Annotated in this window: 22 protein-coding genes and 1 tRNA gene; 10 read left to right on the top strand and 13 right to left on the bottom strand. The window is 72.4% G+C overall.

Annotated features, from left to right (window positions below):
* Positions 1–255 precede the first annotated feature (255 nt).
* Both cysE and EOE48_RS01180 read left to right on the top strand, forming a co-directional pair.
* The gene (gene cysE / locus EOE48_RS01185; protein ID WP_127726935.1) at positions 256–1,095 is read left to right on the top strand and encodes a serine O-acetyltransferase; all 840 of its coding nucleotides are present in this window, start codon (positions 256–258) and stop codon (positions 1,093–1,095) included.
* A 158-nt stretch (positions 1,096–1,253) separates the two neighbouring features.
* Positions 1,254–1,451 (top strand): DUF3126 family protein, encoded by a 198-nt coding sequence (locus EOE48_RS01180; protein ID WP_425463613.1) that lies wholly within the window; start codon positions 1,254–1,256, stop codon positions 1,449–1,451.
* Positions 1,452–1,457: 6 nt separating this feature from the next.
* On the opposite strand, the gene EOE48_RS01175 is transcribed toward EOE48_RS01180, so the two are convergent.
* Entirely contained in the window at positions 1,458–2,132 is a 675-nt protein-coding gene (locus EOE48_RS01175; protein WP_127726933.1) for a hypothetical protein, read from the bottom strand.
* A 255-nt stretch (positions 2,133–2,387) separates the two neighbouring features.
* Here EOE48_RS01175 and EOE48_RS01170 point away from each other — a divergent pair, with 255 nt between their 5' ends.
* Entirely contained in the window at positions 2,388–2,717 is a 330-nt protein-coding gene (locus EOE48_RS01170) for a DUF6949 family protein (protein WP_127726932.1), read from the top strand.
* Positions 2,718–2,746: 29 nt separating this feature from the next.
* On the opposite strand, the gene EOE48_RS01165 is transcribed toward EOE48_RS01170, so the two are convergent.
* The 3 genes from EOE48_RS01165 to EOE48_RS01155 all read right to left on the bottom strand — a co-directional run bounded on the left by EOE48_RS01165 (position 2,747) and on the right by EOE48_RS01155 (position 5,057).
* Complete coding sequence (locus tag EOE48_RS01165) at positions 2,747–3,439, bottom strand: transglutaminase-like cysteine peptidase (protein ID WP_127726931.1); 693 nt, start codon at positions 3,437–3,439, stop codon at positions 2,747–2,749.
* A gap of 165 nt (positions 3,440–3,604) precedes the next feature.
* Positions 3,605–4,255 carry a transglutaminase-like cysteine peptidase gene (locus EOE48_RS01160; RefSeq protein ID WP_127726930.1) on the bottom strand — a complete coding sequence of 217 codons (651 nt, stop codon included), beginning with the start codon at positions 4,253–4,255 and terminating at the stop codon, positions 3,605–3,607.
* Between the two features lie 208 nt (positions 4,256–4,463).
* The gene (locus EOE48_RS01155) at positions 4,464–5,057 is read right to left on the bottom strand and encodes a PAS domain-containing protein (RefSeq protein WP_127726929.1); all 594 of its coding nucleotides are present in this window, start codon (positions 5,055–5,057) and stop codon (positions 4,464–4,466) included.
* A 458-nt stretch (positions 5,058–5,515) separates the two neighbouring features.
* Between EOE48_RS01155 and EOE48_RS01150 the strand changes: the two genes are divergently transcribed.
* Positions 5,516–6,340, top strand: coding sequence for a rhomboid family intramembrane serine protease (locus tag EOE48_RS01150; protein ID WP_127726928.1), 825 nt, complete (start codon positions 5,516–5,518; stop codon positions 6,338–6,340).
* Positions 6,341–6,528: 188 nt separating this feature from the next.
* On the top strand, positions 6,529–6,960 hold the full coding sequence (locus EOE48_RS01145; protein WP_127726927.1) for a CBS domain-containing protein: 432 nt from the start codon (positions 6,529–6,531) through the stop codon (positions 6,958–6,960).
* Between the two features lie 330 nt (positions 6,961–7,290).
* Here the strand turns inward: EOE48_RS01145 and EOE48_RS01140 are convergent.
* Both EOE48_RS01140 and EOE48_RS01135 read right to left on the bottom strand, forming a co-directional pair.
* A tRNA-Leu gene (locus tag EOE48_RS01140) sits at positions 7,291–7,375 on the bottom strand.
* Between the two features lie 136 nt (positions 7,376–7,511).
* Positions 7,512–7,820, bottom strand: a complete 309-nt coding sequence (locus tag EOE48_RS01135) for a FliM/FliN family flagellar motor switch protein (protein ID WP_127726926.1) — start codon at positions 7,818–7,820, stop codon at positions 7,512–7,514.
* Between the two features lie 83 nt (positions 7,821–7,903).
* On the opposite strand from EOE48_RS01135, the gene lipB reads away from it, so the two are divergent.
* Positions 7,904–8,623 carry a lipoyl(octanoyl) transferase LipB gene (gene lipB / locus EOE48_RS01130; RefSeq protein WP_127726925.1) on the top strand — a complete coding sequence of 240 codons (720 nt, stop codon included), beginning with the start codon at positions 7,904–7,906 and terminating at the stop codon, positions 8,621–8,623.
* A 9-nt stretch (positions 8,624–8,632) separates the two neighbouring features.
* On the opposite strand, the gene EOE48_RS01125 is transcribed toward lipB, so the two are convergent.
* Genes EOE48_RS01125 through EOE48_RS01115 form a run of 3 tightly spaced genes read right to left on the bottom strand, consistent with a single transcriptional unit; the run spans position 8,633 to position 10,447 of the window.
* Positions 8,633–9,196 carry a YceI family protein gene (locus tag EOE48_RS01125; RefSeq protein WP_127726924.1) on the bottom strand — a complete coding sequence of 188 codons (564 nt, stop codon included), beginning with the start codon at positions 9,194–9,196 and terminating at the stop codon, positions 8,633–8,635.
* Positions 9,193–9,810 carry a cytochrome b gene (locus tag EOE48_RS01120; RefSeq protein ID WP_127726923.1) on the bottom strand — a complete coding sequence of 206 codons (618 nt, stop codon included), beginning with the start codon at positions 9,808–9,810 and terminating at the stop codon, positions 9,193–9,195. The genes EOE48_RS01125 and EOE48_RS01120 overlap by 4 nt, the downstream gene beginning before the upstream one ends.
* A gap of 25 nt (positions 9,811–9,835) precedes the next feature.
* Complete coding sequence (locus EOE48_RS01115; protein WP_127726922.1) at positions 9,836–10,447, bottom strand: YceI family protein; 612 nt, start codon at positions 10,445–10,447, stop codon at positions 9,836–9,838.
* Between the two features lie 123 nt (positions 10,448–10,570).
* Between EOE48_RS01115 and EOE48_RS01110 the strand changes: the two genes are divergently transcribed.
* On the top strand, positions 10,571–11,509 hold the full coding sequence (locus tag EOE48_RS01110) for a LysR family transcriptional regulator (protein ID WP_127726921.1): 939 nt from the start codon (positions 10,571–10,573) through the stop codon (positions 11,507–11,509).
* A 12-nt stretch (positions 11,510–11,521) separates the two neighbouring features.
* Here the strand turns inward: EOE48_RS01110 and EOE48_RS01105 are convergent, their stop codons facing one another.
* The 4 genes from EOE48_RS01105 to EOE48_RS01090 form a co-directional block, all read right to left on the bottom strand.
* Entirely contained in the window at positions 11,522–12,931 is a 1,410-nt protein-coding gene (locus EOE48_RS01105; RefSeq protein WP_127726920.1) for a pyridoxal phosphate-dependent decarboxylase family protein, read from the bottom strand.
* Positions 12,932–13,028: 97 nt separating this feature from the next.
* Positions 13,029–13,766 carry an OmpW/AlkL family protein gene (locus tag EOE48_RS01100; RefSeq protein WP_246153886.1) on the bottom strand — a complete coding sequence of 246 codons (738 nt, stop codon included), beginning with the start codon at positions 13,764–13,766 and terminating at the stop codon, positions 13,029–13,031.
* Between the two features lie 40 nt (positions 13,767–13,806).
* Positions 13,807–15,054, bottom strand: a complete 1,248-nt coding sequence (locus tag EOE48_RS01095) for a GGDEF domain-containing protein (protein ID WP_127726919.1) — start codon at positions 15,052–15,054, stop codon at positions 13,807–13,809.
* Positions 15,055–15,771: 717 nt separating this feature from the next.
* On the bottom strand, positions 15,772–16,125 hold the full coding sequence (locus tag EOE48_RS01090) for a hypothetical protein (RefSeq protein WP_127726918.1): 354 nt from the start codon (positions 16,123–16,125) through the stop codon (positions 15,772–15,774).
* Positions 16,126–16,223: 98 nt separating this feature from the next.
* On the opposite strand from EOE48_RS01090, the gene EOE48_RS01085 reads away from it, so the two are divergent.
* The 3 genes from EOE48_RS01085 (at position 16,224) to EOE48_RS01075 (ending at position 19,476) form a co-directional block, all read left to right on the top strand.
* Positions 16,224–17,177, top strand: a complete 954-nt coding sequence (locus tag EOE48_RS01085; protein ID WP_127726917.1) for a LysR family transcriptional regulator — start codon at positions 16,224–16,226, stop codon at positions 17,175–17,177.
* 44 nt (positions 17,178–17,221) lie between these two features.
* Positions 17,222–18,532 carry a replication-associated recombination protein A gene (locus tag EOE48_RS01080; protein ID WP_127726916.1) on the top strand — a complete coding sequence of 437 codons (1,311 nt, stop codon included), beginning with the start codon at positions 17,222–17,224 and terminating at the stop codon, positions 18,530–18,532.
* Between the two features lie 119 nt (positions 18,533–18,651).
* Positions 18,652–19,476: a ParA family protein gene (locus EOE48_RS01075; RefSeq protein ID WP_127726915.1), complete on the top strand. Its 825-nt coding sequence runs from the start codon at positions 18,652–18,654 to the stop codon at positions 19,474–19,476.
* Positions 19,477–19,486: the final 10 nt, after the last annotated feature.

Here is a 19,486-nt window from a genome sequence, read left to right as displayed (position 1 = left end):
CGACCCCGACCGGCGGCGAGCACCGGCTCCGCCTCCGCGGAGACGGGGCAGGAGACGGGGCCCGCCGCGCCCCTCACCGAAGGATCCGGTCTCGCGCCGGCTGCGCCGGACGCATGACACCTCCCCGCCTGTCGAGCCCCGTGGGGCTTGATGCCGGAGAACCTTGCCGCCAGCCTCGGAGAAGAACGGAGCGGCGCCTTCCAGGAAGGGCCGCGGGACGCTATTTCCCGTGCTCCGCCGACGAGGAGAAGGTCGTTGTCGTCCAGTCCCGCCCCATCCGGCCGCCAGCCGGACCCGATCGCCGGCACGGTCGACCCGGTGTGGCGCCGCCTGCGCCAGGAGGCCGACGCCGTGGTGCGCGAGGAGCCGCGCCTCGCCTCGTTCATCATGGCGACGATCCTGAACCACGCCACGCTCGAATCGGCGGTGTCGCACCGGGTCGCCGCCCGGCTGGGCCATCCGTCGCTCTCGGCCGACCTCGTGGCGCAGAGCTTCCACGAGGCGGTCGCCGACGATCCGGGCATCGGCGGCGCCTACCGGGCCGATATCGGCGCGGTGCTCGACCGCGACCCGGCGACCAGCCGGGCGATCGAGCCGGTGCTGTACTTCAAGGGCTTCCACGCCATCCAGGCCCATCGGCTGAGCCACTGGCTGTGGACCCGCGGCCGGCGCGACCTCGCGCTCTACCTCCAGAGCCGGGCCTCGGAGGTGTTCCAGACCGACATCCACCCGGCGGCCCGGATCGGCCGCGGCATCTTCCTCGACCACGCCACGGGCCTCGTCGTCGGCTCGACGGCGGTGATCGAGGACGAGGTGTCGATGCTGCACGACGTCACCCTCGGCGGCACCGGCAAGCACGGCGGCGACCGCCACCCGAAGATCCGCCACGGGGTGATGATCGGCGCCGGCGCCAAGATCCTCGGCAACATCGAGGTCGGATCCTGCGCCCGGGTCGCCGCCGGTTCGGTGGTGCTCCAGCCGGTGCCGCCCTGCACCACCGTCGTCGGGGTGCCGGCCCGGGTCGTCGGTTCGGCCGGCTGCTCCGATCCGGCCCGCGCCATGGACCAGTTCGTCCACATGATGGAAGGCATCTGAGGGCGGCCCGGCCACCGGCGTCGGCGGCCCGCGGCGCCTTGCCCGTCGCCGGCCGCCGTGGCAAGGCGGGGCCTTCGACGGGCACCGGCGGCTCCGCGGGGACGCGGCCGCTGCCTCCCGACCTCCAGCCGAAGAGATCACTCGTGAACAAGACCGAGATGACGAAGGTCGAGGGCTACCTTCGCCGCACCTTCTCCAACCACTCGATCCGCCTCGTCGGCCGGCCGAAGAAGACGGACTCGGCCGAGGTCTATATCGGCGAGGAATTCGTCGGCGTCCTGTCGGTGGACGACGAGGACGGCGACCGGTCGTTCAACTTCTCGATGGCGATCCTCGACACCGATCTGGAGGGCTGAGCCCGCTCAGGGAGCGCCGCCCGGACGGCCGAAGATCCGCTCCAGCCCGGCCAGCGCCTCGTTCCAGAACGGCAGCCGGGCCTCGGCGAAGCGTACCCGCAGCGCGAGGTCGCCGACCCGGACCTCGCTGAGGCAGGCGCCCTGCGGATCTGGCAGGGCGGTGGCGCAGCGGGCGGCGAAGCGGTTGCCGTCCGGCTGGGCGAGGTAGAGGTCCTCGCCCTCGAACGGCGAGCCGGTCCGGAAGCGCCGCTGCATCAGCCCGTCCGGGGTCGCCCGGACCTCGGCGGTGAGGAAGCGGGCATAGCGCCGGGCGGGGCCGAGGGGCGCGGCGGTGTCGGGGGCGCGGGTCGCCGTGACGTGGAGGCGGTCGTCGCCGCCGGAGGCCGACAGGGCCGACCAGGGAATCGCGAGATCCAGCCGGTCGGGCGTCGCACCGGCTGCGGCCCCGGGCCGGACGAACCACGCCGCCGGCAGGGTCAGGGGTGCGCCGGAGAGAGTGCTCACGGTGCGGGTCTGCGCCGGGGCCGGCGGCCGGACCATCCAGGCGGTCGCGAGGCCGGTGAGGGCCAGGGAGCCGGCGAACAGGGCCGCCGCCGCGACGCCCGCCCGGCGGTCTATCGCCACCCGCCCGGAGGCCGCGCCCCGGGGCACCGCCGCCACTGCGCCGAATCCAGGCTTCATCTGCCGTGCCTCACCTGCGCCGCCATCGGGCCGCGGGGAGGATGATCGTGAGTGAGAGTTAAGGTTCGTTTAAGGGCCGGGCGCGAATCGCCGCGGAGTCCCGGCGCGGGACGCCAGAGCAAGGCCTGTGGATAACGCGTCGTTAACCATAACAGATCGTTACGGCTCGGGCAGAGTGGCGGGCGATGCTGGCGCATCCTCCGCCCGGACGACGGGGGAGGGGAGCGGCGGCGCCCCGACCGGAGACCTGTCGCGATGGCCCTGAGCCCCGCCGCCCTCGAAAACCTTCAGACGCTCGTCCTCGGGCTCGCCTTCGCGGGCCTGCTCGCCAGCGCGTTCGAGCTGCTCACCGCCCGCCGCGCGAGCTTCGGCCTGCTGCGGGACGGCGGCCTTGCCGCCTTCGCGTTCGTGCCGGTCCTGGCGTTCGTGGCGCCGTTCATCATCCTGCGCAACACCGTGCGGGGACGCCGGATCGAGGGCCGGCCGATCCCGTTCGTGATGCTGGCGACGATGATCGCGTGCGGCTGGAGCCTGGTCTCGGGGCGCGTGGTGCTCGACCTCGCCCACATGGTCGCGGGTGCCTGAGGGCGCCCCCCGCTCGGGGGCGCCGCCCGTCAGCGGTTGGCGGTCGTGACAGGGGAGGCGACGCCGTTGAGCGAGACCCAGGCGAGGCCGTCCTGGCCCTCGCGCTTGACGTAGGTGTAGCCGGTGCGCTGCCAGGGCAGGATCGCGTTGGTCTTGTTGTCGAGGATGTAGTCGCCGCGGTCGGTGCGGACCATCAGCACCGCGTGGCCCTCGCCGATCTCGTCGATGACCACGGTCATCCGCAGCGCCCGGCGCGGGATGCCGCGTTCGACCAGCATGCGCCGCTTGAGGAGCTGATAGTCCTCGCAATCGCCGTAGCCGTCGTCCGGGAAGTCCCAGCGGTCGACGACGCCCCAATGCGCCTGATCGACCATCGGCTTGATGCGGCTGTTGACCCGCCGGTTGACCGCCGTGAGGCTGCGCCACAGCGAGGGGGTCATCTCGACGCTGGCCGGCTCGCGGGTATCGACCGCGCATTCGGCCGGATTGCGGTTGCAGAAATCGGTCCAGGCGGTCACCGGCTTCGCGCTGCCGCCGCGTTCGATCGCCGCGCTCGCGTCGGGCAGGGCGGCGAGGGTCTGGGTCTGCGCCTGGGTGGTGGCGCCGCCGATCAGCAGCGTGGCGCCGACGAGAGCGACTTGCGCCACCCGGGCGCCGCGGGTGAGGACCCCGCGCCGATCGACATGGCTTGACCGGCCGAGACCGTCCAGAACTGCCCGCATTGCCCCATCGACCTGTGTGCTTGGTTCTTGCATCCAAGCTGCCACGGGCCCGGGCGGGGCTCAACCGAAAAATTTAAACCCCGATTAACGTCCACGCCAAACTTCGGTTCCAATTCGAGACGCAGAAATCGAAGGCCGCAAGCGCGGCCGATTCGAGGCCGCCCGCTACTGATTCGCCGTGACGGTCGGCGTGGTGGCGCGGCCCAGCGAGACCCAGGCGGTCGAGGTCTGGCCCTCGCGCTTGATGAAGGTGTAGCCGGTGCGGTGCCAGGGCAGGATCGCGCTGGTCTTGTTGTCGAGGATGTAGTCGCCGCGGTCGGTGCGGACCATCAGCACGGCGTGGCCCTCGCCCTTCTCGTCGATGACGACCGTCATCCGCATCGCGCGGCGCGGCAGGCCGGTCTGGGCCAGGAGCTTGCGCTTGAGGAGCTGGTAGTCCTCGCAATCGCCGGCGCCGTCCTCGGCGAGGTCCCAGCGGTCCGGCACGCCCCAGTGCTCCTGGTCGGTGACCGCGCGCAGGCCGGCATTCACCGAGCGGTTGACGTGGGTGATCGTCTGCCAGACCCGCGGCGTCAGGGCGATCGTGTCCGGCTCGGACGGGTCGACCGCGCACTCGCTCGCGTACTGGGCGCAGAAATCGACCCAGGCCACGATCGGGCGGGCCTCGCCCATCGCCGCCGCTGCCGCGGAGGGCGCTGGCAGGGCGGCGAGGGTCTGGGCCGCCGCCGGCCCGGCCACGAACGCCGCCGCCGCCGCGATCCCCGCCGCGATCCCCAGGGCGACGCCCCCGAACCCTGTCCCGCTCCCGATCCGCATCGCAACCATCCCCGTCGTTGGAGACACGATGGCCGCGCAACCGCTCGGCCGCCCTGAACCGGATCCGCGCAATTTTACGCAAAACGGGGCTCGCCCGGTCGGACCGCCGCCGATCGGCGCTCAGGCCCAAGACCACGCTCAACAAACCGGTCGAATTTCACCGATCGACTTCAGGAAGTCGAAACCAAGACCGGTGGAGTCTCCGCGCTCAGCCCCGGCCGCCGCGGTGGACGACGAAGCGGCGGCGGCGCTCCATGCCGGGATCGTTGGCCGGCTCGGGCGGGGCGGCGAGGGCGGCCTCGCCCTCGCCGGCGTTGAGGATCCGCAGCGACACGGTGCGCACCGCCCGGATCGGCCGCAGGCCGAGCCAGGACGGCACCACCCGGGGCGACAGGGCGCCGATCACCCGCGCCTGGGTCTTGCCGCGGTGGCGCAGCGGCAGGAGCAGCAGTTCGAGCTCGATCTCGTCGCCGGCCTCGGTCACCCCGACGAGCCCGACGACGACGCCGACGGTCTCCTGGACCACGACCTCGATCAGCCGCCAGGGATCGGCGGCGGGCGCGGCGCCCCACAGCCCGGCGAAGGGCTCGCCGCGCAGTTCGCCGCCGAACAGCGCGCACAGGCGGGTGCCGGCGAGCCGGATCGTCGCCCGGCGCCGGGGCACCTCGATCTCGAGGATGAGGCTGTCGGCGAGGACGTGCCGGATGTCGCCCGGCTCGATCTCACCGCGCTCGGGCGCGGCGCGGGCGCCGCGCAGGCCGTTCCAGTAGGCGTGGAGCATGCTGCTGGTCGGGTGCTTCATGGTGTCTCGAAATGGGCCAGTGCCGTGCGGCAACGTGTCGTTCCGGCGGTGATCCGTCCCATCCCGGGGGAGGTGCGGGACCGCCGTGATTCGATGAGCAGAGCCTATGCCGAGATCGCGAAACCGCGGAGCGCAACGTTCTATTAAGGTTACCGCGGCAAACTCGTTGCTTTTGTCACACGGCCGTTGAATTCTGCATCCGTCGATGATTTTCCGACTGGCGGAGCGGCCGACGCCGCCCTATCGCCGTCAGCCATCAGGGGCGAGGATCCTCAGCGGTCCGCGTCGTCACGGTCCAGACGTCGTTCGTGCCCGGTCTCCGGACCGGGACCGATCGCCTCGCCTCGGGGAGAGCGGTGACGCTCTCCCCATTTTTGTTCGACCCGACCCTGCCGCGGACGCCGCCGGGCGCGCCCGGCGGCTTGCGGTCCGGCCCTCCGCGCCGCCATGGTGGCGGCATGGACGCCACCCCCGACCTTCCCCGGCCGCCCCATGTGCCGGTCTTCAACATGCCCACCGTGGTCACCGCCTCGGTCGGGCTCCTCGTGCTCATCCACGCCGTCCGGGCGCTGGTCCTGCCCGACCTGTGGGACGTCACGCTGCTGGTGCACCTCGCGCTGATCCCGGCCCGGATCACCGCCTTCCTCGCGCCCGACAGCGCCGGCGACATCCTGCGGGAGGCGGCCTCGGCCGGCACGCAGCTCGAGATCGAGGCCCGCAGCGCCTTCGCCAACTACATCCTGGCCGACAGCCAGCCGATGCCCTGGACGCTCGCGAGCTACGCGCTGCTGCACGGCTCGTGGACCCACGTGCTGCTCAACAGCGTCTGGCTCGCCGCCTTCGGCACGCCGGTGGCCCGCCGCTGCGGCCCGTGGCGCTACGGGCTGATCGGCCTCGCGGCGACGGTGGCGGGCGCCGCCGTGCACGTCGCGATCGATCCCTACAGCACGATGCCGCTGGTCGGCGCCTCCGCCGGCGTGTCCGGGCTGATGGCGGCGGCGACCCGCTTCGTGTTCCAGCCGCCGGCCGATCCCGGCTTCGCCGCCGGCCTGCTGCCCTGGCAACGGCCGGCACCCGCGCGGCTGCAGACGATCCCCGAACTGATGCGCAACCGGCCGGCGATGCTGTTCCTCGTGATCTGGCTCGCGACCAATCTCCTGTTCGGATTGGCGGCGGTGCCGTTGGGAATGAGCGATGCGAGCATCGCCTGGGACGCTCATCTCGGCGGCTTCGTCGCCGGCTTCTTCCTGCTCCCGCTGCTCGACGGCCGGCGCCGGCACTGAAGAGTTGCGCTCGATAGTTGCGCCTGGGCCGCGTCGACTTCCGTCCGACTTGCCATCCCTCGGCGCCCGTCCCACACTGTGCAGCCACATGGACGCGCGCCGGGCTCCGCGCGGTCCGGGCGGGCGCGGTCGCCCGCCCGGCTGTCCCGCAGGGCCGGTTCGCTCGTCCCAAAACCCGGGAGGAACAGATGACCGTCGCTCGCATCCTGTCGCAGAAGGGCCGCACCGTCGTGACGGTCCAGCCCCACCGCACCCTGTCCGAGGCCGCCACGCTGCTGGCGGAGAAGGGCATCGGCGCCCTCGTGGTGAGCGATGCCGGGCAGACCGTGATGGGCATCCTGTCGGAGCGCGACATCATCCGGGCGGTCGCCCGCCACGGCGCCACGGCGCTCGACAACCCGGTCTCGCGCCACATGACCAGCCGGGTGCAGACCTGCACCCGCGAGACCGCGGTCGACGAGGTGATGGAGATGATGACCGACGGCCGCTTCCGCCACGTTCCGGTGGTGGAAGAGGGCCGCATGATCGGGCTGATCTCGATCGGCGACGTGGTCAAGACCCGCATCGAGGCGGTCGAGGCCGAGCATCAGGCCCTGCGCGAGTACATCGCCACCGCCTGACCGCAAGCACCCGGCGCGGACGGACGTGCCGTGCCGGGGCGCGAAGGCGGTTCGGACGACGCCGGGAGGGAGATGGTACGGACCTGCGACGTTCGGCTAAGGGGCGGAGCAAGCCCGGAAGGCACGTCCGGGCCGAGGGCCCTGTCGGGAATCGGAGGGCCCGGTCCGGATAGCGGCGATCCAAGTCTCCCGGTCCGCGTCCATCATGACCGACCGGCGCGACACGGGCGCGAGACGGGAAAACAGCCGACGATCGAAACGTGCAAAACGGGGGTCGGCGTCGTCGCCACCACCCTGGCGTCCATCCTGATTTCCTCTGGAAGATCAGGATGGTGCGGCCGAGAGGACTCGAACCTCCACTGGTTGCCCAACTAGCACCTCAAGCTAGCGCGTCTACCAATTCCGCCACGGCCGCGGAATGCTTCTTCGTCTTTGGCGCTGGGCCGGCGAACCCGGGGGTGAAACCCGCTGAAGCTGCGCAGCATCTAACAGATCGATTCCGGGGCCACAAGCGTCCGGTTCGGAAATTTTGGCCGCCCGGCGCCGGGCGCTCAGAAGCCGTCGAAACCGCCGCCACCGGCCGGGAGGACCGCGCCTTCCCCGATGGTGACGCCGGGCTCGCGCACCACCTCGGCCCGGCGGATCAGTTCGGTGACCTCGACGGAGATGCGGTTGCCGGTGACGATGATCTGCCCGCGGGCGATCGGGTGGTCGTTGGCGAGAATCTCGACCATATCGGTGTCGGTCGATTCGAGCTCGATCACCGCCCCGCGGCCCATCCGCAGCAGCATGTGGATCGGCATGCGGGTGCGGCCGAGGATGACCGTGAGATCCACCTTCAGATCGTCGAGTACCGCCACTTGGCCCGCCCGCTCCAACGCCGTCACGCCGCGCCGAACCCCGGCCGGCGCCTCCCGCAGCTTTCCGCCGTTATGGTGAAGCCTTGGTAAACGATCGTCTCGCCGTCGCGCCCGAGGACCTGCGGGCGGGCCCCGGGGCGGCGCCGGTCGCCTGGGCGGTGCACGAGGGGCTGCTCGACTACCGCGAGGCGGAGGCCGCCATGGAGGCGCGGGTGGCGGCGATCGCCGCGGGCGCGGCGCCGGAGCTGGTCTGGCTCGTCGAGCACCCGCCGCTCTACACCGCCGGCACTTCGGCCCGGGACGAGGATCTGGTCGCGCCGGACCGCTTCCCGGTGCATCGGACCGGGCGGGGCGGCCAGTTCACCTATCACGGCCCCGGGCAGCGGGTGGCCTACGTGATGCTCGACCTCGACCGGCGGCTGCCGGACTTGCGCCGCTACGTGGCGGCGCTGGAGGCGTGGCTGATCGCGACGCTCGACGAGTTCAACGTGATCGGCGAGCGCCGCGAGGACCGGGTCGGCGTCTGGGTGCGCCGGCCGGAGAAGGGAGCGGGTGTCGAGGACAAGATCGCGGCGATCGGCATCCGCGTCCGGCGCTGGGTGACGTTCCACGGCATCAGCCTGAACGTCGAGCCGGACCTCGGCCACTTCGACGGCATCGTGCCGTGCGGGGTGCGCGCGCATGGCGTCACCAGCCTCGTCGATCTCGGCCGGCTCGTCACGATGCCGGAGGTCGATTCGGTGCTGCGCGCCCGCTTCGAGGAGATCTTCGGGCCGACGGTGGCGGCCGGGTCGCCGGTGTGAGGCCGGGGCTCAGCCCCCGGCCTTCTTGGCCGTCACGTCGATGTCGACGCCGACCTCCACGGCGACCCACTGGCCCGAGGTCCACGGGCCCTGGCCGACGCCGAAATCGGTGCGCACGAGGTCGAGATGGCCGGTGGCGCGGGCCTCGTCGCCCGTGGTCGAGAGGCGGAACGGCAGGGTGACGTCGCGGGTGACGCCGCGGATCGTCAGCGTGCCGACCGCGTCGTAGGCATCGCCGCCCTTGGGCACGAAGCGGGTCGCCTCGAAGCGGGCCTTCGGGGTCTTCTTCGCGTCGAACCAGTCGGCCTGCGGCAGCGCCTCGTCGCGCTGCTTGTCGCCGGATTCGGCGCTGGCGAGGTCGACCAGGACGACGGCGCGGCCGGATTCGGGCTTGGCCGGGTCGAAGCTGATCTGGGCCTCGTAGCGGGTGAACCGCCCCTTGAACGGCGCCCCGACCTGGGTGCCGGAGAAGCCGATGCGGCTCTTGGCCGGGTCGACGGTCCAGTCGGCGGCGGAGGCCGCCGCGGGGGCGAGGAGCGCGAGGACGACGAGAAGGGGGCGGGCGGCGTTCATCGGGCCGATCCTGACGGCTGGGGGAGGGGGGCGGCCTGCGGTCGGCGAAGGCCGGGCAGCATGCGCCACAGGGTGTCGTCGCGCAGCACGAGGTGGTGGCGAAGGGCCGCCGCGACGTGGAGGACGACGAGGGCGCCCAGGATCCACGCGCCGTAGGCGTGGACGAGCTTCAGCGCGCCCTCGACCGCGGCCTTGTTCGACAGCTCGGCGAAGCCCGGCAGGTGCGGCCAGGGCACGACGCCGTAGAGCACGGTCGGGATGTTGAACGGCGAGGCCGAGACCAGGGCCCAGCCGACCAGCGGCAGGCCGAGCATCAGCCCGTAGAGCACGAGGTGGGCGGCCGACGCCGCCCGCCGCTCGGCCGCCGGCATCGTCGCGGGCAGCGGCGGCGGGCGGTGGAACAGCCGCCAGACGAGGCGCAGCAGCGCCAGCATCAGCACGGTCAGCCCGACGGACTTGTGCCACTGGTAGAGCTGGAAGCGCTGCATCGGCGGGATGTCGGCATGGGCCATGACGAGCCCCATCGCGATCAGCGCGAGGATGCCGAGGGCGATCAGCCAGTGCAGCAGGATCGCGACGGCGGTGTAGCGGCGGGGCGCGGCGGGGCTCGTCATCGGGGTCGTCTCCGGGGAGCGGGCGTTACTCCTTGCGCTCGAAGGCGCCCGCGATGGTGAGCTGCACGTCGTCGCCGATCATCGGCACGTAGGTCTTCACGCCGAAATCCGAGCGCTTGATCGTGCCCTTGGCGTCGAAGCCGACGGTGTAGCGCTTGTTGAGCGGGTTGGCGCCGGCGCCGACGAGGGTCACGTCGAGGGTCACGGGCTTGGTCACGCCGTTGAGGGTGAAGTCGCCGGTGACCTTGGCCTTGCCGTCGCCCTCGGGCACGATCTTGGTCGAGACGAAGGTCGCGGCCGGGTGCTTGCCGGCGTTGAGCCACTTGTCGTCCTTCAGCTCGCCGGTGAGCTTGGCGCTGGTGGTCATCACCGAGCCGACCGGGATCGAGACCTTCAGGCTGCTGGCCTCGGGCTTCTGCGGCTGCAACTCCAGGGTGCCGGACACCTCCGAGAACGAGCCGTAATAGTGCGAGAACCCGAAATGCGTCACCGCGAAGCCGACCTGGGTGTGGCCGGCATCGACCGCGTAGGTGCCGGCCTGGATCTGGGCGGCGTCGCGGGTCGGCGCGGTCTGGGCCAGGGCGGGAGCGGCGAGGCCGAGGGCGAGTGCCAGGGCGGGAGCGACGGACAGTTTCACCGAGGGCCTCCGAAGGTGGGCTTGAACCGGGGTAAGCTCGAAACGGGCCCCTCCGGTGCCGGAGGGGCCGGGCGGGACTTACGGCGGTTTCGCAACGCACAGAAGACGGTGATTTGGCGACCCATGGTTGCGAGTTCGGAAACCTTCCGCGGTCATCTCGGCGACGTGCGGGCGTTCTGCGCCATCGTCGACCTCGGCACGATCACCCACGCGGCGGCCTCGCTGCGGGAGACCAAGGGCAGCGTCAGCCGCCGTGTGTCCCGGCTCGAACGCGAACTCGGCGTGACGCTGCTCGCCCGCACGCCCCGGGCCGTCTCGCCGACCGCCGAGGGGCTGGCCTTCTACGCCCGGGCGCTGGAGGGGCTGGCGCTCCTCGACGAGGCGCTGGAGACCGCCCGCGACGGGCGCAGCCAGGCGAGCGGTCACCTGCGGGTGACCACCTCGATCGATTTCGGCATCGAGGTGATGCCCGACCTCGTGGCGGGCTTCCGGGCCCTGCACCCGCGTATCACCATCGAGCTCATCATCACCGACGAGCGGCTAGACCTAGCGGCGAACCGGATCGACCTCGCCCTGCGGCTCGGCGGGCGCGAGGCCGACGACGGCGGCTACCGGGCGCCGCTGCTCGCCGACCTCGTGATCGGCCTCTACGCGGCGCCGGGCTACCTCGCGCGCCATCCGGCGCCGGCGAGCCTCGATGCGTTGTCCGAGCACGACGTGGTGCTGACGCGCGAGCGCCCGGGCGGCGCGCCGATCCTGCTCTCGGACGGCGACGGGCGCGAGCACCCGGTGGCGGTGCGCCCGGCGATCCGCGCCACCGACTACGCCACGGTGCTGCGGCTCGCGGTGGCCGGGGCCGGGATCGGGCTGATCCCGAGCCTCGTCGCCGCCCGGGCGGTGCGCGACGGCGCATTGGTGCGCATCCTGCCCGACTGGGCCCGCCGCGGCGGCACCCTGCGGGCGGTCAGCCTCGCCGGGCGCGAACTGCCCGCACGGGTGCGGCTGTTTCGCGAGCACGTGCGGGGGGAACTGGCGGCGCGGGTCGCGGGGGAGGGGGCGTGACGGGCCCCGCCCTCACAACCCCGCCGCGACCTCCCGCACCACGTCCCAGGCCGCGAGCACGTCGTCGCGGGTGGTCGCGGTCTGGCCGACCTGGAACCGGATCACCGCCTGCCCGCGGTGGCGGGTCTGGGTCAGGTAGATCCGGCCGTCGTCGTTGAGCCGCTCGACGAGGCGCAGGTTGAGGTCGTCGAGGTCGTCGCGGCCGGCCGGCACGTAGCGGAAGCTGAACAGCGACAGCACCGGTGCGGTCACGACCTCGAAGCCCGGCTCGGCGGCGACGAGGCCGGCGAGTTCCCCGGCCCAGGCGACGTGGCGGCAAATCATCGCCCGCAGTTCCTCGACGCCGTAGGAGCGGATCACGAACCACAGCTTGAGGGCGCGGAAGCGCCGGCCGAGGGGCACCGACCACTCGTTGTAGTCGGTGACGCCCTCGCGCCCGAGGGTGCGCAGATAGCTCGGCTTGAGGCCGAGGGTGTCGGTGAGCGCCTTCGGGTCGCGCACGAAATGCGCCGAGCAGTCGAAGTGGGTGAACAGCCACTTGTGCGGGTTGAACACGAGGCTGTCGGCCCGCTCGGCGCCCTGCATCAGGCCGCGGAACTCGGGGCAGATCATCGCGCTGCCGGCCCAGGCGGCATCGACGTGGAGGTAGAGCCCGTGGCGCCCGGCCACCTCCGCCACGGCGTCGATCGGGTCGCAGGCGCCGATCCCGGTGCCGCCGAGGCAGGCGACGACCGCGGCCGGCAGGAGGCCGGCGTCGCGGTCCGCCCGGATCGCCGCGTCGAGGGCGGCGGGGTCCATGCCGTGAAGCGGCCCGGCGACCGGCACCCGCACGAGGTTCGCGTCGCCGATCCCGGCGATCCGCACCGCCTTGTCGACCGAACTGTGCACCTCGGCCGAGGCGTAGATTCGCACCGGCGCCTGCCCGGCCAGCCCCTCGGCGTTGCCGCGCCACCCGAGCGCCCGCTCGCGGGCGGTGAGCAGTGCCGCCAGCGTCGCGCCCGAGGCCGAATCCTGGATCACGCCGGCAAACCCCTCGGGCAGGCCGATCATCTGGCGCAGCCAGTCGAGGACCCGGGTCTCCAGCTCGGTCGCAGCCGGCGAGGTCTGCCAGAGCATGCACTGCGCCGCCAGCGCCGCGGTGACGAACTCGGCCACCACCGAGGGCGGGCTGGCATTGGCCGGGAAGTAGGCGAAGAAGCGCGGATGCTGCCAGTGGGTCATGCCCGGCAGGATGATGCGGTCGAGGTCGGAGAAGATCGCCTCCATCGCCTCCCCCCGGTCGGGCGGCGTCTCCGGCAACTGACGGAACACCTCGCCGGGGGCGACCTGGGCCCGCACCGGCCGGTCGGCGACGCCGGCGAGGTAGTCGGCCGACCAGTCGGCGGCGCGATGCGCCCAGGTGCGGAAGCTCTCGTCGTCCATGCCGGTCTCCTCCCGAATCGTCGTCGTGCAAGTCCTTATCGTAGAGGCCGGGATAGCATTCCGGCGGGCGCGAGGGGATCGGGCGGGCCGCCTGGGCTCAGAAGCGGTAGCCGAGGCCGGCGCCGACGATCACCATGTCGAGCGCCACCGTCGCGCTGCCGGGCCCGATGCGGGAGACCAGCGTCGGCAGGAAGAACCGCTTGATCTCCATGTTGGCGTACCAGCGGCCGCCGAGGTGATAGTCGAACCCCGCCTGGAGCATCGGCCCCACCTGCGGGTCGGCCTTCATCGGGGTCACGAGCGGCTTTGCGGGCTGATAGGCGATCGGCGCCGTGTAGCCCACGCCCGCGCCGAGATACGGGTTGAAGGCGGCGTGCGGCAGGACATGGACCTGCACGGCGCCGTTGAGGCTGGCGCTCCAGGTGGTGCCGACCGGCAGGTCGCCGACGCGTGAGCCCCGGATCGAGGTTCGGGTCGGGAGGATGCCGCCCTGGCCCGCGATCGCGATGCGGTCGGTCAGGAAGTAGGTCGCGTCCGCATCCGGCAGGGCGCGGGTCGGGGTGATGATCCGGCCCCCGATCGGCTCGATCCGGGAATGCTGTCCGACCGGGATCGACCCGATGAGCCGCCCGCGGATCAGCAGGCTCCCGGCGGTCAGCCCGCCGGAGGGCGCCGCGTCCGGCCCGGGCTCGGCCGCCCGGCCGGGCGAGGCGGGCCCGACGACCCAGAGCGCCGCCGCGAGCGCCCACGCGATCCGGGACGCGGCGTGGAAGAGCGAACGACGGTCTCTCGTCATGGTCTGGATCATCGTCCCGGCACTGTCCTGTAAAGCCATGAGGGCGTCCGGTCCGGCGCGTCCGGAACCCGCCCTGCGATCACGCGAAGTCGGAATGCGGCCGGGCGGCGGCGCGGATCGGCGCCACGGCGCTGCGTAGGCCGGCGGTCTGGTCCGCCCGGCGCCCGCCGGATTCCGGCTTCGAAGGCGGCCGCAGCACGACCCGGTCGCGGCCGCCGTTCTTGGCCGCGTAGAGCGCCGCGTCGGCCCGGGCGACGGCGGCATCGATCCGCGCCTCGTCCGCCGCCAGGACGGAGACCCCGAGGCTCGCCGTCACCACGAGCGCACCGCCGTCGATCGCGAACGGCTCGCCCGCCACCGCGACGCGCAGGCGCTCCGCGACCGCCACGGCCGCGGCGGCGTCGCCCGTGCCGAGAACGGCCAGGAACTCCTCGCCGCCCCAGCGCGCGACGACGTCTCCCGGCCGCAGCGCGCCGCGCAGCCGCTCGGCGACGCCGACCAGCACCCGGTCGCCGCTCTCGTGACCGTGGGTGTCGTTGATCGCCTTGAAGCGGTCGATGTCCACCAGCACGACGGCGCCGGCGACCGGGCGGCCGATGCCGGCTCCCCGCGCCAGCGCCGCGACGAGGCCGCGCCGGTTCGCCAGCCCGGTCAGCGAGTCGGTCTCGGCGAGGCGGCCGAGCCGCACCTGCGCCCGCTCGCTCACCATCGCGAGGTATCCGACCTGGATGAAGACGCCGCAGAACTGGTCGACCAGCAGCGAGTAGACGCCGCTCTCGGGCGCGGCGAGGCGGTCGCCCGCGAACTGGACCACGACGATCGACAGCAGGAAAACCGTGAGGTACCCGCTGAACCCCGACAGGACGACGTATTGGGTCCAGAGGCGGAACCGGGCGGGAGTCCGCAGGATCTCGGCGACGCAGAGCCCGGTGCTGACCGCGATCGACGCGAACACGGCCTGGAGGGCCCAGACCGTCGCCCCCTGCACCGACAGGCCGCCGAAGAGCAGGCCGGGGGCGGCGGTCAGCACGGCGATCCGCGCCGGAGCGACGGGCCGGCCGTAGAACAGCCGCAACCCGCCCCAGGACAGGGCCATGCTCGCACCATAGAGGGTGTAGACGATCATCCCCTTGCCGAGCGTCACGGCGAGTGCCGACGGATCTCCCACCGACGCCACGCTGGCCGTCAGCGAGCAGCACAGGGCCCCGGCCCAGAGCCCGAAATAGACCTCGCGCGGATCCCGCAGCAGCGTGATGAGGAACACGGACACGAACGCGACGCGGCTGACGATGCTGGCGATCTGGAGCGTGACTAAATCAAGCGCCATCCCGCGCATCCTCCCCCGTACCTGCCGCCCAGGCCGGGTGGGTCCTTCCAGCCGGTCCGGCGGAATCGTCCATCTCACGGCTCGTGCAGGCGTCGGGCCCGAACCGAGGTCGCGACCGGAAGGTTCACGGCGTCAATCGACGGGACACTCGCGTCGCCCGCTCGACCGCGGCAGGATCCTGCCTCGCCGATCCGTGGGTTCGAACTGTACGAACGAGATGCTAATGGATCGTTATCAACACGGATCGATTTCGTAGAGTTCGATTGCAATCGAGACTATTTTTGGTTGAGTACGCAAGTATATCAGGTTGTATCGACCGCGGACCGCGGTCGATGCCTCTGTTCCTGTAGTGGCATCGGCGATTGCTGCCGACACGCGTCCTGGCGGCAGGTCGGTGCCGGCACGGACCGCGACGATGGGAGGGTCCCGGTTCTCGGATCACCGGGTCTCCCGGCCGCAGGGTCGATCGCACGAGGCGCTCCTCCCCGGAACGGCATCCGCCGACGCTTCGAACGTTACGGGGGCGAGGGGCCAGGGTCATGCCGGACCCTGCCGAATCGGCGTCGTACGGTTTTTGAACGAACCGTCCAAAATCCGTATCATACGATTTCCGATTGATCGCTTCGCGATGCGGAAATCGACTCCGCTCAGGCGCCGCGCGGGCTGATGATACGGAATCCGGAAGCAATCTTCCGGATTCCGTATCACACGGGTGGTTCAGAACCGGGCCGCGGCCTCGCGACGGCCGGGCTCGGCGGTGTCGGTCACCGTGACGGCGTCGCCGCTGCGGCGGAGCACCACCGAGACCGGGGCGGCGCCGGGTTCGCGCGGCACCGACAGGGTCACGGCCTGATCGGGCGCGAGCACCGCCTCGACCCGGACCGGCCGGCCCGACGGTTCGGCGAGGGTGACGACGACGCGGTGGCCGGCGGGTTCGGCGGTGTAGTAGGCGACGCCCTCGAGGTCGCCGAGGCGCAGGCTGCGGCCGGCGGCGGGGGCGAGGGGTTCGGCGGTCGCGGTGCCGGCGAGGGCGGCGAAAATGGCCGCGAGCGAGAGAGTGAGACGTGTCATGATGCGGCTCGTTCCGATGTCGTCGGGGCCGCGCCGGCCCCGTTCCGACTCCCGATCTATTTTGCGTCGCAACATGAATCAAACCGATTGAATCGATAGTGACTATTGATCATGTCGATCTTGCTCGGGTCGATCTCAACCTTCTGGTCGCCCTCGACGCGCTGCTGACCGAGCGCAGCGTCACCCGGGCGGCGGCACGAATCGGAATCGGCCAGTCGGCGATGAGCAGCAGCCTCGGGCGCCTGCGCGGCCTGTTCGACGACGAGCTGCTGACCCGCTCCCCGGAGGGCATGCGCCCGACCCCGCGGGCGATGGCGCTGGCCGGGCCGGTGCGGGCGGCCCTGCGGCAGGTGCAGGCGCTGGTGCGCCGGGACGACGCCTTCGATCCGGCGACGGTCGAGCGGGTGTTCACCCTGGCGATGCCCGACAGCATCGAGGTGCTGCTCGGCCCGCGGCTGCTCGCCTTCCTGCGCGAGACGGCGCCGGGGGTGCGCCTGCTGCTGCGCTCGGTCGACCGCGACCGGATCCTGCCCGACCTCGACGCCGACCGGGTCGATCTCGGCCTCGGCCTCTTCCCGGACGGGCAGGCGCACCACAAGCGCCGGCTGCTCTACCGCGAGCACTACCTGTGCATGTTCAACGCCGCCCTGGTCGGGCTGGAGCCGCCGATCAGCCTCGACGACTACCTGCGCTTCCCGCACGTCCTGACCAGCCTGAAGGAGACCGCGCACGGGGTGGTGGACGACGCCCTGGCGCTGATCGGCCGCCGCCGGACCCTCGCGGTGACGACGCCGCGCTTCCTCGCGGTGCCGTTCCTGGTCCGCAGCGCCCCGGTTCTGACCACGATGCACGCGCGGCTGGCGACCTCGTTCGCGGCGGCGCTCGGCCTCGCGGTGAGCCCGGCGCCGGTGGCGCTGGACGAGGTCGCGATCTCGATGCTGTGGCACGCCTCCTACGACGACGACCCGGCCCATCGCTGGCTGCGCCGCACCCTCGTGCGCCTCGCCGCCGAGCCCGACGACGACCCCCTCGCCCTCGGGGCGCCGGGGTGAGTCCGGCCCTTGCCGAGGCGGGGCCGGCCGGTGTTGATGCGGGCATGCCCGACCTTTTCGCCTCAGCCGGGGGCGATGCGCCCCGCCCGCTCGCCGACCGCCTGCGTCCGACCCGCCTCGACGAGGTGGTCGGCCAGGAGCACCTGACCGGGGAGGGCGGGGCGCTGACCCGGCTCCTGCGCGGGCGCAGCCTCGGCTCGCTGATCTTCTGGGGACCGCCGGGCACCGGCAAGACCACGGTGGCCCGCCTGCTGGCGCAGGGCACCGACCTGCATTTCGAGCAGATCTCGGCGATCTTCTCCGGCGTCGCCGAACTGCGCAAGGTGTTCGAGGCGGCCCGCGGCCGGCGGGCGGCGGGCCGGGCCACCCTGCTGTTCGTCGACGAGATCCACCGCTTCAACCGGGCCCAGCTCGACGCCTTCCTGCCGGTGATGGAGGACGGCACGATCACGCTCGTCGGCGCCACCACCGAGAACCCGTCCTTCGAGCTGAACGCGGCGCTGCTGTCGCGCGCCCGGGTGCTGGTGTTCCGCGCCCTCGACGAGGCGGCGCTGGCCGGCCTGCTCCACCGGGCCGAGGCCGCGACCGGGCAACCGCTGCCCCTCGACGCGGAGGCGCGCGCGGCGCTGGTGCGGATGGCCGACGGCGACGGCCGGGCGATCCTGACCCTCGCCGAGGAGGTGTGGCGCTCGGCCCGCGACGGCGAGATCCTGGACGCGGCCCTGCTGCAGGATCTCGTCCAGCGCCGGGCGCCGGTCTACGACAAGGCGCAGGAGGGGCACTACAACCTCATCAGCGCGCTGCACAAGACGATCCGCGGCTCGGACCCGGACGCCGCCCTGTACTACCTGTGCCGGATGCTGGATGCCGGCGAGGACCGGCTGTTCATCGCCCGGCGGCTCGTGCGGGCGGCGGTCGAGGATATCGGCCTCGCCGACCCGCAGGCCCTGGCGGTGGCCAACGCCGCCAAGGAAGCGTTCGACTTCCTCGGCTCGCCGGAGGGCGAGTTGGCCCTGGCCCAGGCCGCCGTCTACCTCGCGACGGCGCCGAAATCGAACGCGCTCTACACCGCCTACAAGGCCGCGACCCGCACCGCCAAGGAGCACGGCTCGCTGCCGCCGCCGCGCACCATCCTCAACGCGCCGACCAAGCTGATGCGCCGGCTCGGCTACGGCGAGGGCTACCGCTACGACCACGACGAGCCGGACGCCTTCTCGGGCCAGGATTACTGGCCCGAGCGCCTCGGGCGGCAATCGTTCTACCGGCCGGGCGAGCGCGGGTTCGAGCGCCGGGTCGCAGAGCGGATGGCGTGGTGGGCCGAGGAGCGGGCCCGCCGCGAGGCCGACGAGGGGTGACGATGCGGCCCCGCCGCACCGTGACGCTTCCGTGACGAACGCCGAAACGACCGTTGACGCCGGCCTCGGACGGCCCGCACATTGGCCGCCATGACGCGCGTTGCTCGCCCTGTTCTGCCATGACCCGGGTTCTCTCCATCGCCAACTGCAAGGGCGGGACCGGGAAATCCACCACCGCGGTCAATCTCGCGGCCGAACTCGGGGGAAGGGGGCACCGGATCCTGGTGGTCGACCTCGATCCGCAGGGCCATGCCGGGCTCGGCTTCGGGATCACGGCGGATCCCGGCGCGCCCAACGCCCACACGCCGCTGCGGGGCCGGCGCGGCGCCTTGGGCGACGGGTTGCGCGCCACCGCCGCGGACGGCGTCGACCTGATCCCGGCCGACCGGCACTTCGACGGGCAGATCGTCGCCGGCGATCCGCGCTGCCTCGCCGAGGCGCTCGGCCCGCTCGCCGCCGGCTACGATCTCGTGCTCCTCGACGTGCCGCCCTCCGCCGCGGCGCTCGCGGTCTGCGCCCTGATGGCGAGCGACGGGGTGATCGTGCCGACCACCCTCGACCCGCTCGGGCTGGAGGGCGTGCGCCAGTTCGCCCGCGCCTATCACGACGTGATGCTGCGCTTCGACGCCGCCCGGCTCGGCCTCGCCGTGGCGCCGATGCGGATCGACCTGCGCACCAACGTCGAGCGTGGCGTGCTCGGCCGGCTGCGGACGGATTTCGGGCCCGGCCAGATGGTGCGCGGCATCCGCACCGACGTGGCAGTGAGCGAGGCCTTCGCCCTGCGCCGGCCCCTGCGCGGCGCGCGCCCGCGCAGCCGCGCGGCCGAGGACTTCGCCGCGCTAGCCGACGACGTGGTGCGCCGGTTCCAGATCGACCAGCGGGCGGCGCTGCCGGGCCCGCCGCGGGGGCGGGCGGAAGGGTTCTCACAGGTGATCTGGGCCTGACCGGCCTCGC

It is taken from the genome of Methylobacterium oryzihabitans (assembly GCF_004004555.2).
Taxonomy (GTDB): domain Bacteria; phylum Pseudomonadota; class Alphaproteobacteria; order Rhizobiales; family Beijerinckiaceae; genus Methylobacterium; species Methylobacterium oryzihabitans.
Note: the sequence above shows the minus strand (reverse complement) of the source record. Positions and strands in the feature narration are given on the sequence as shown.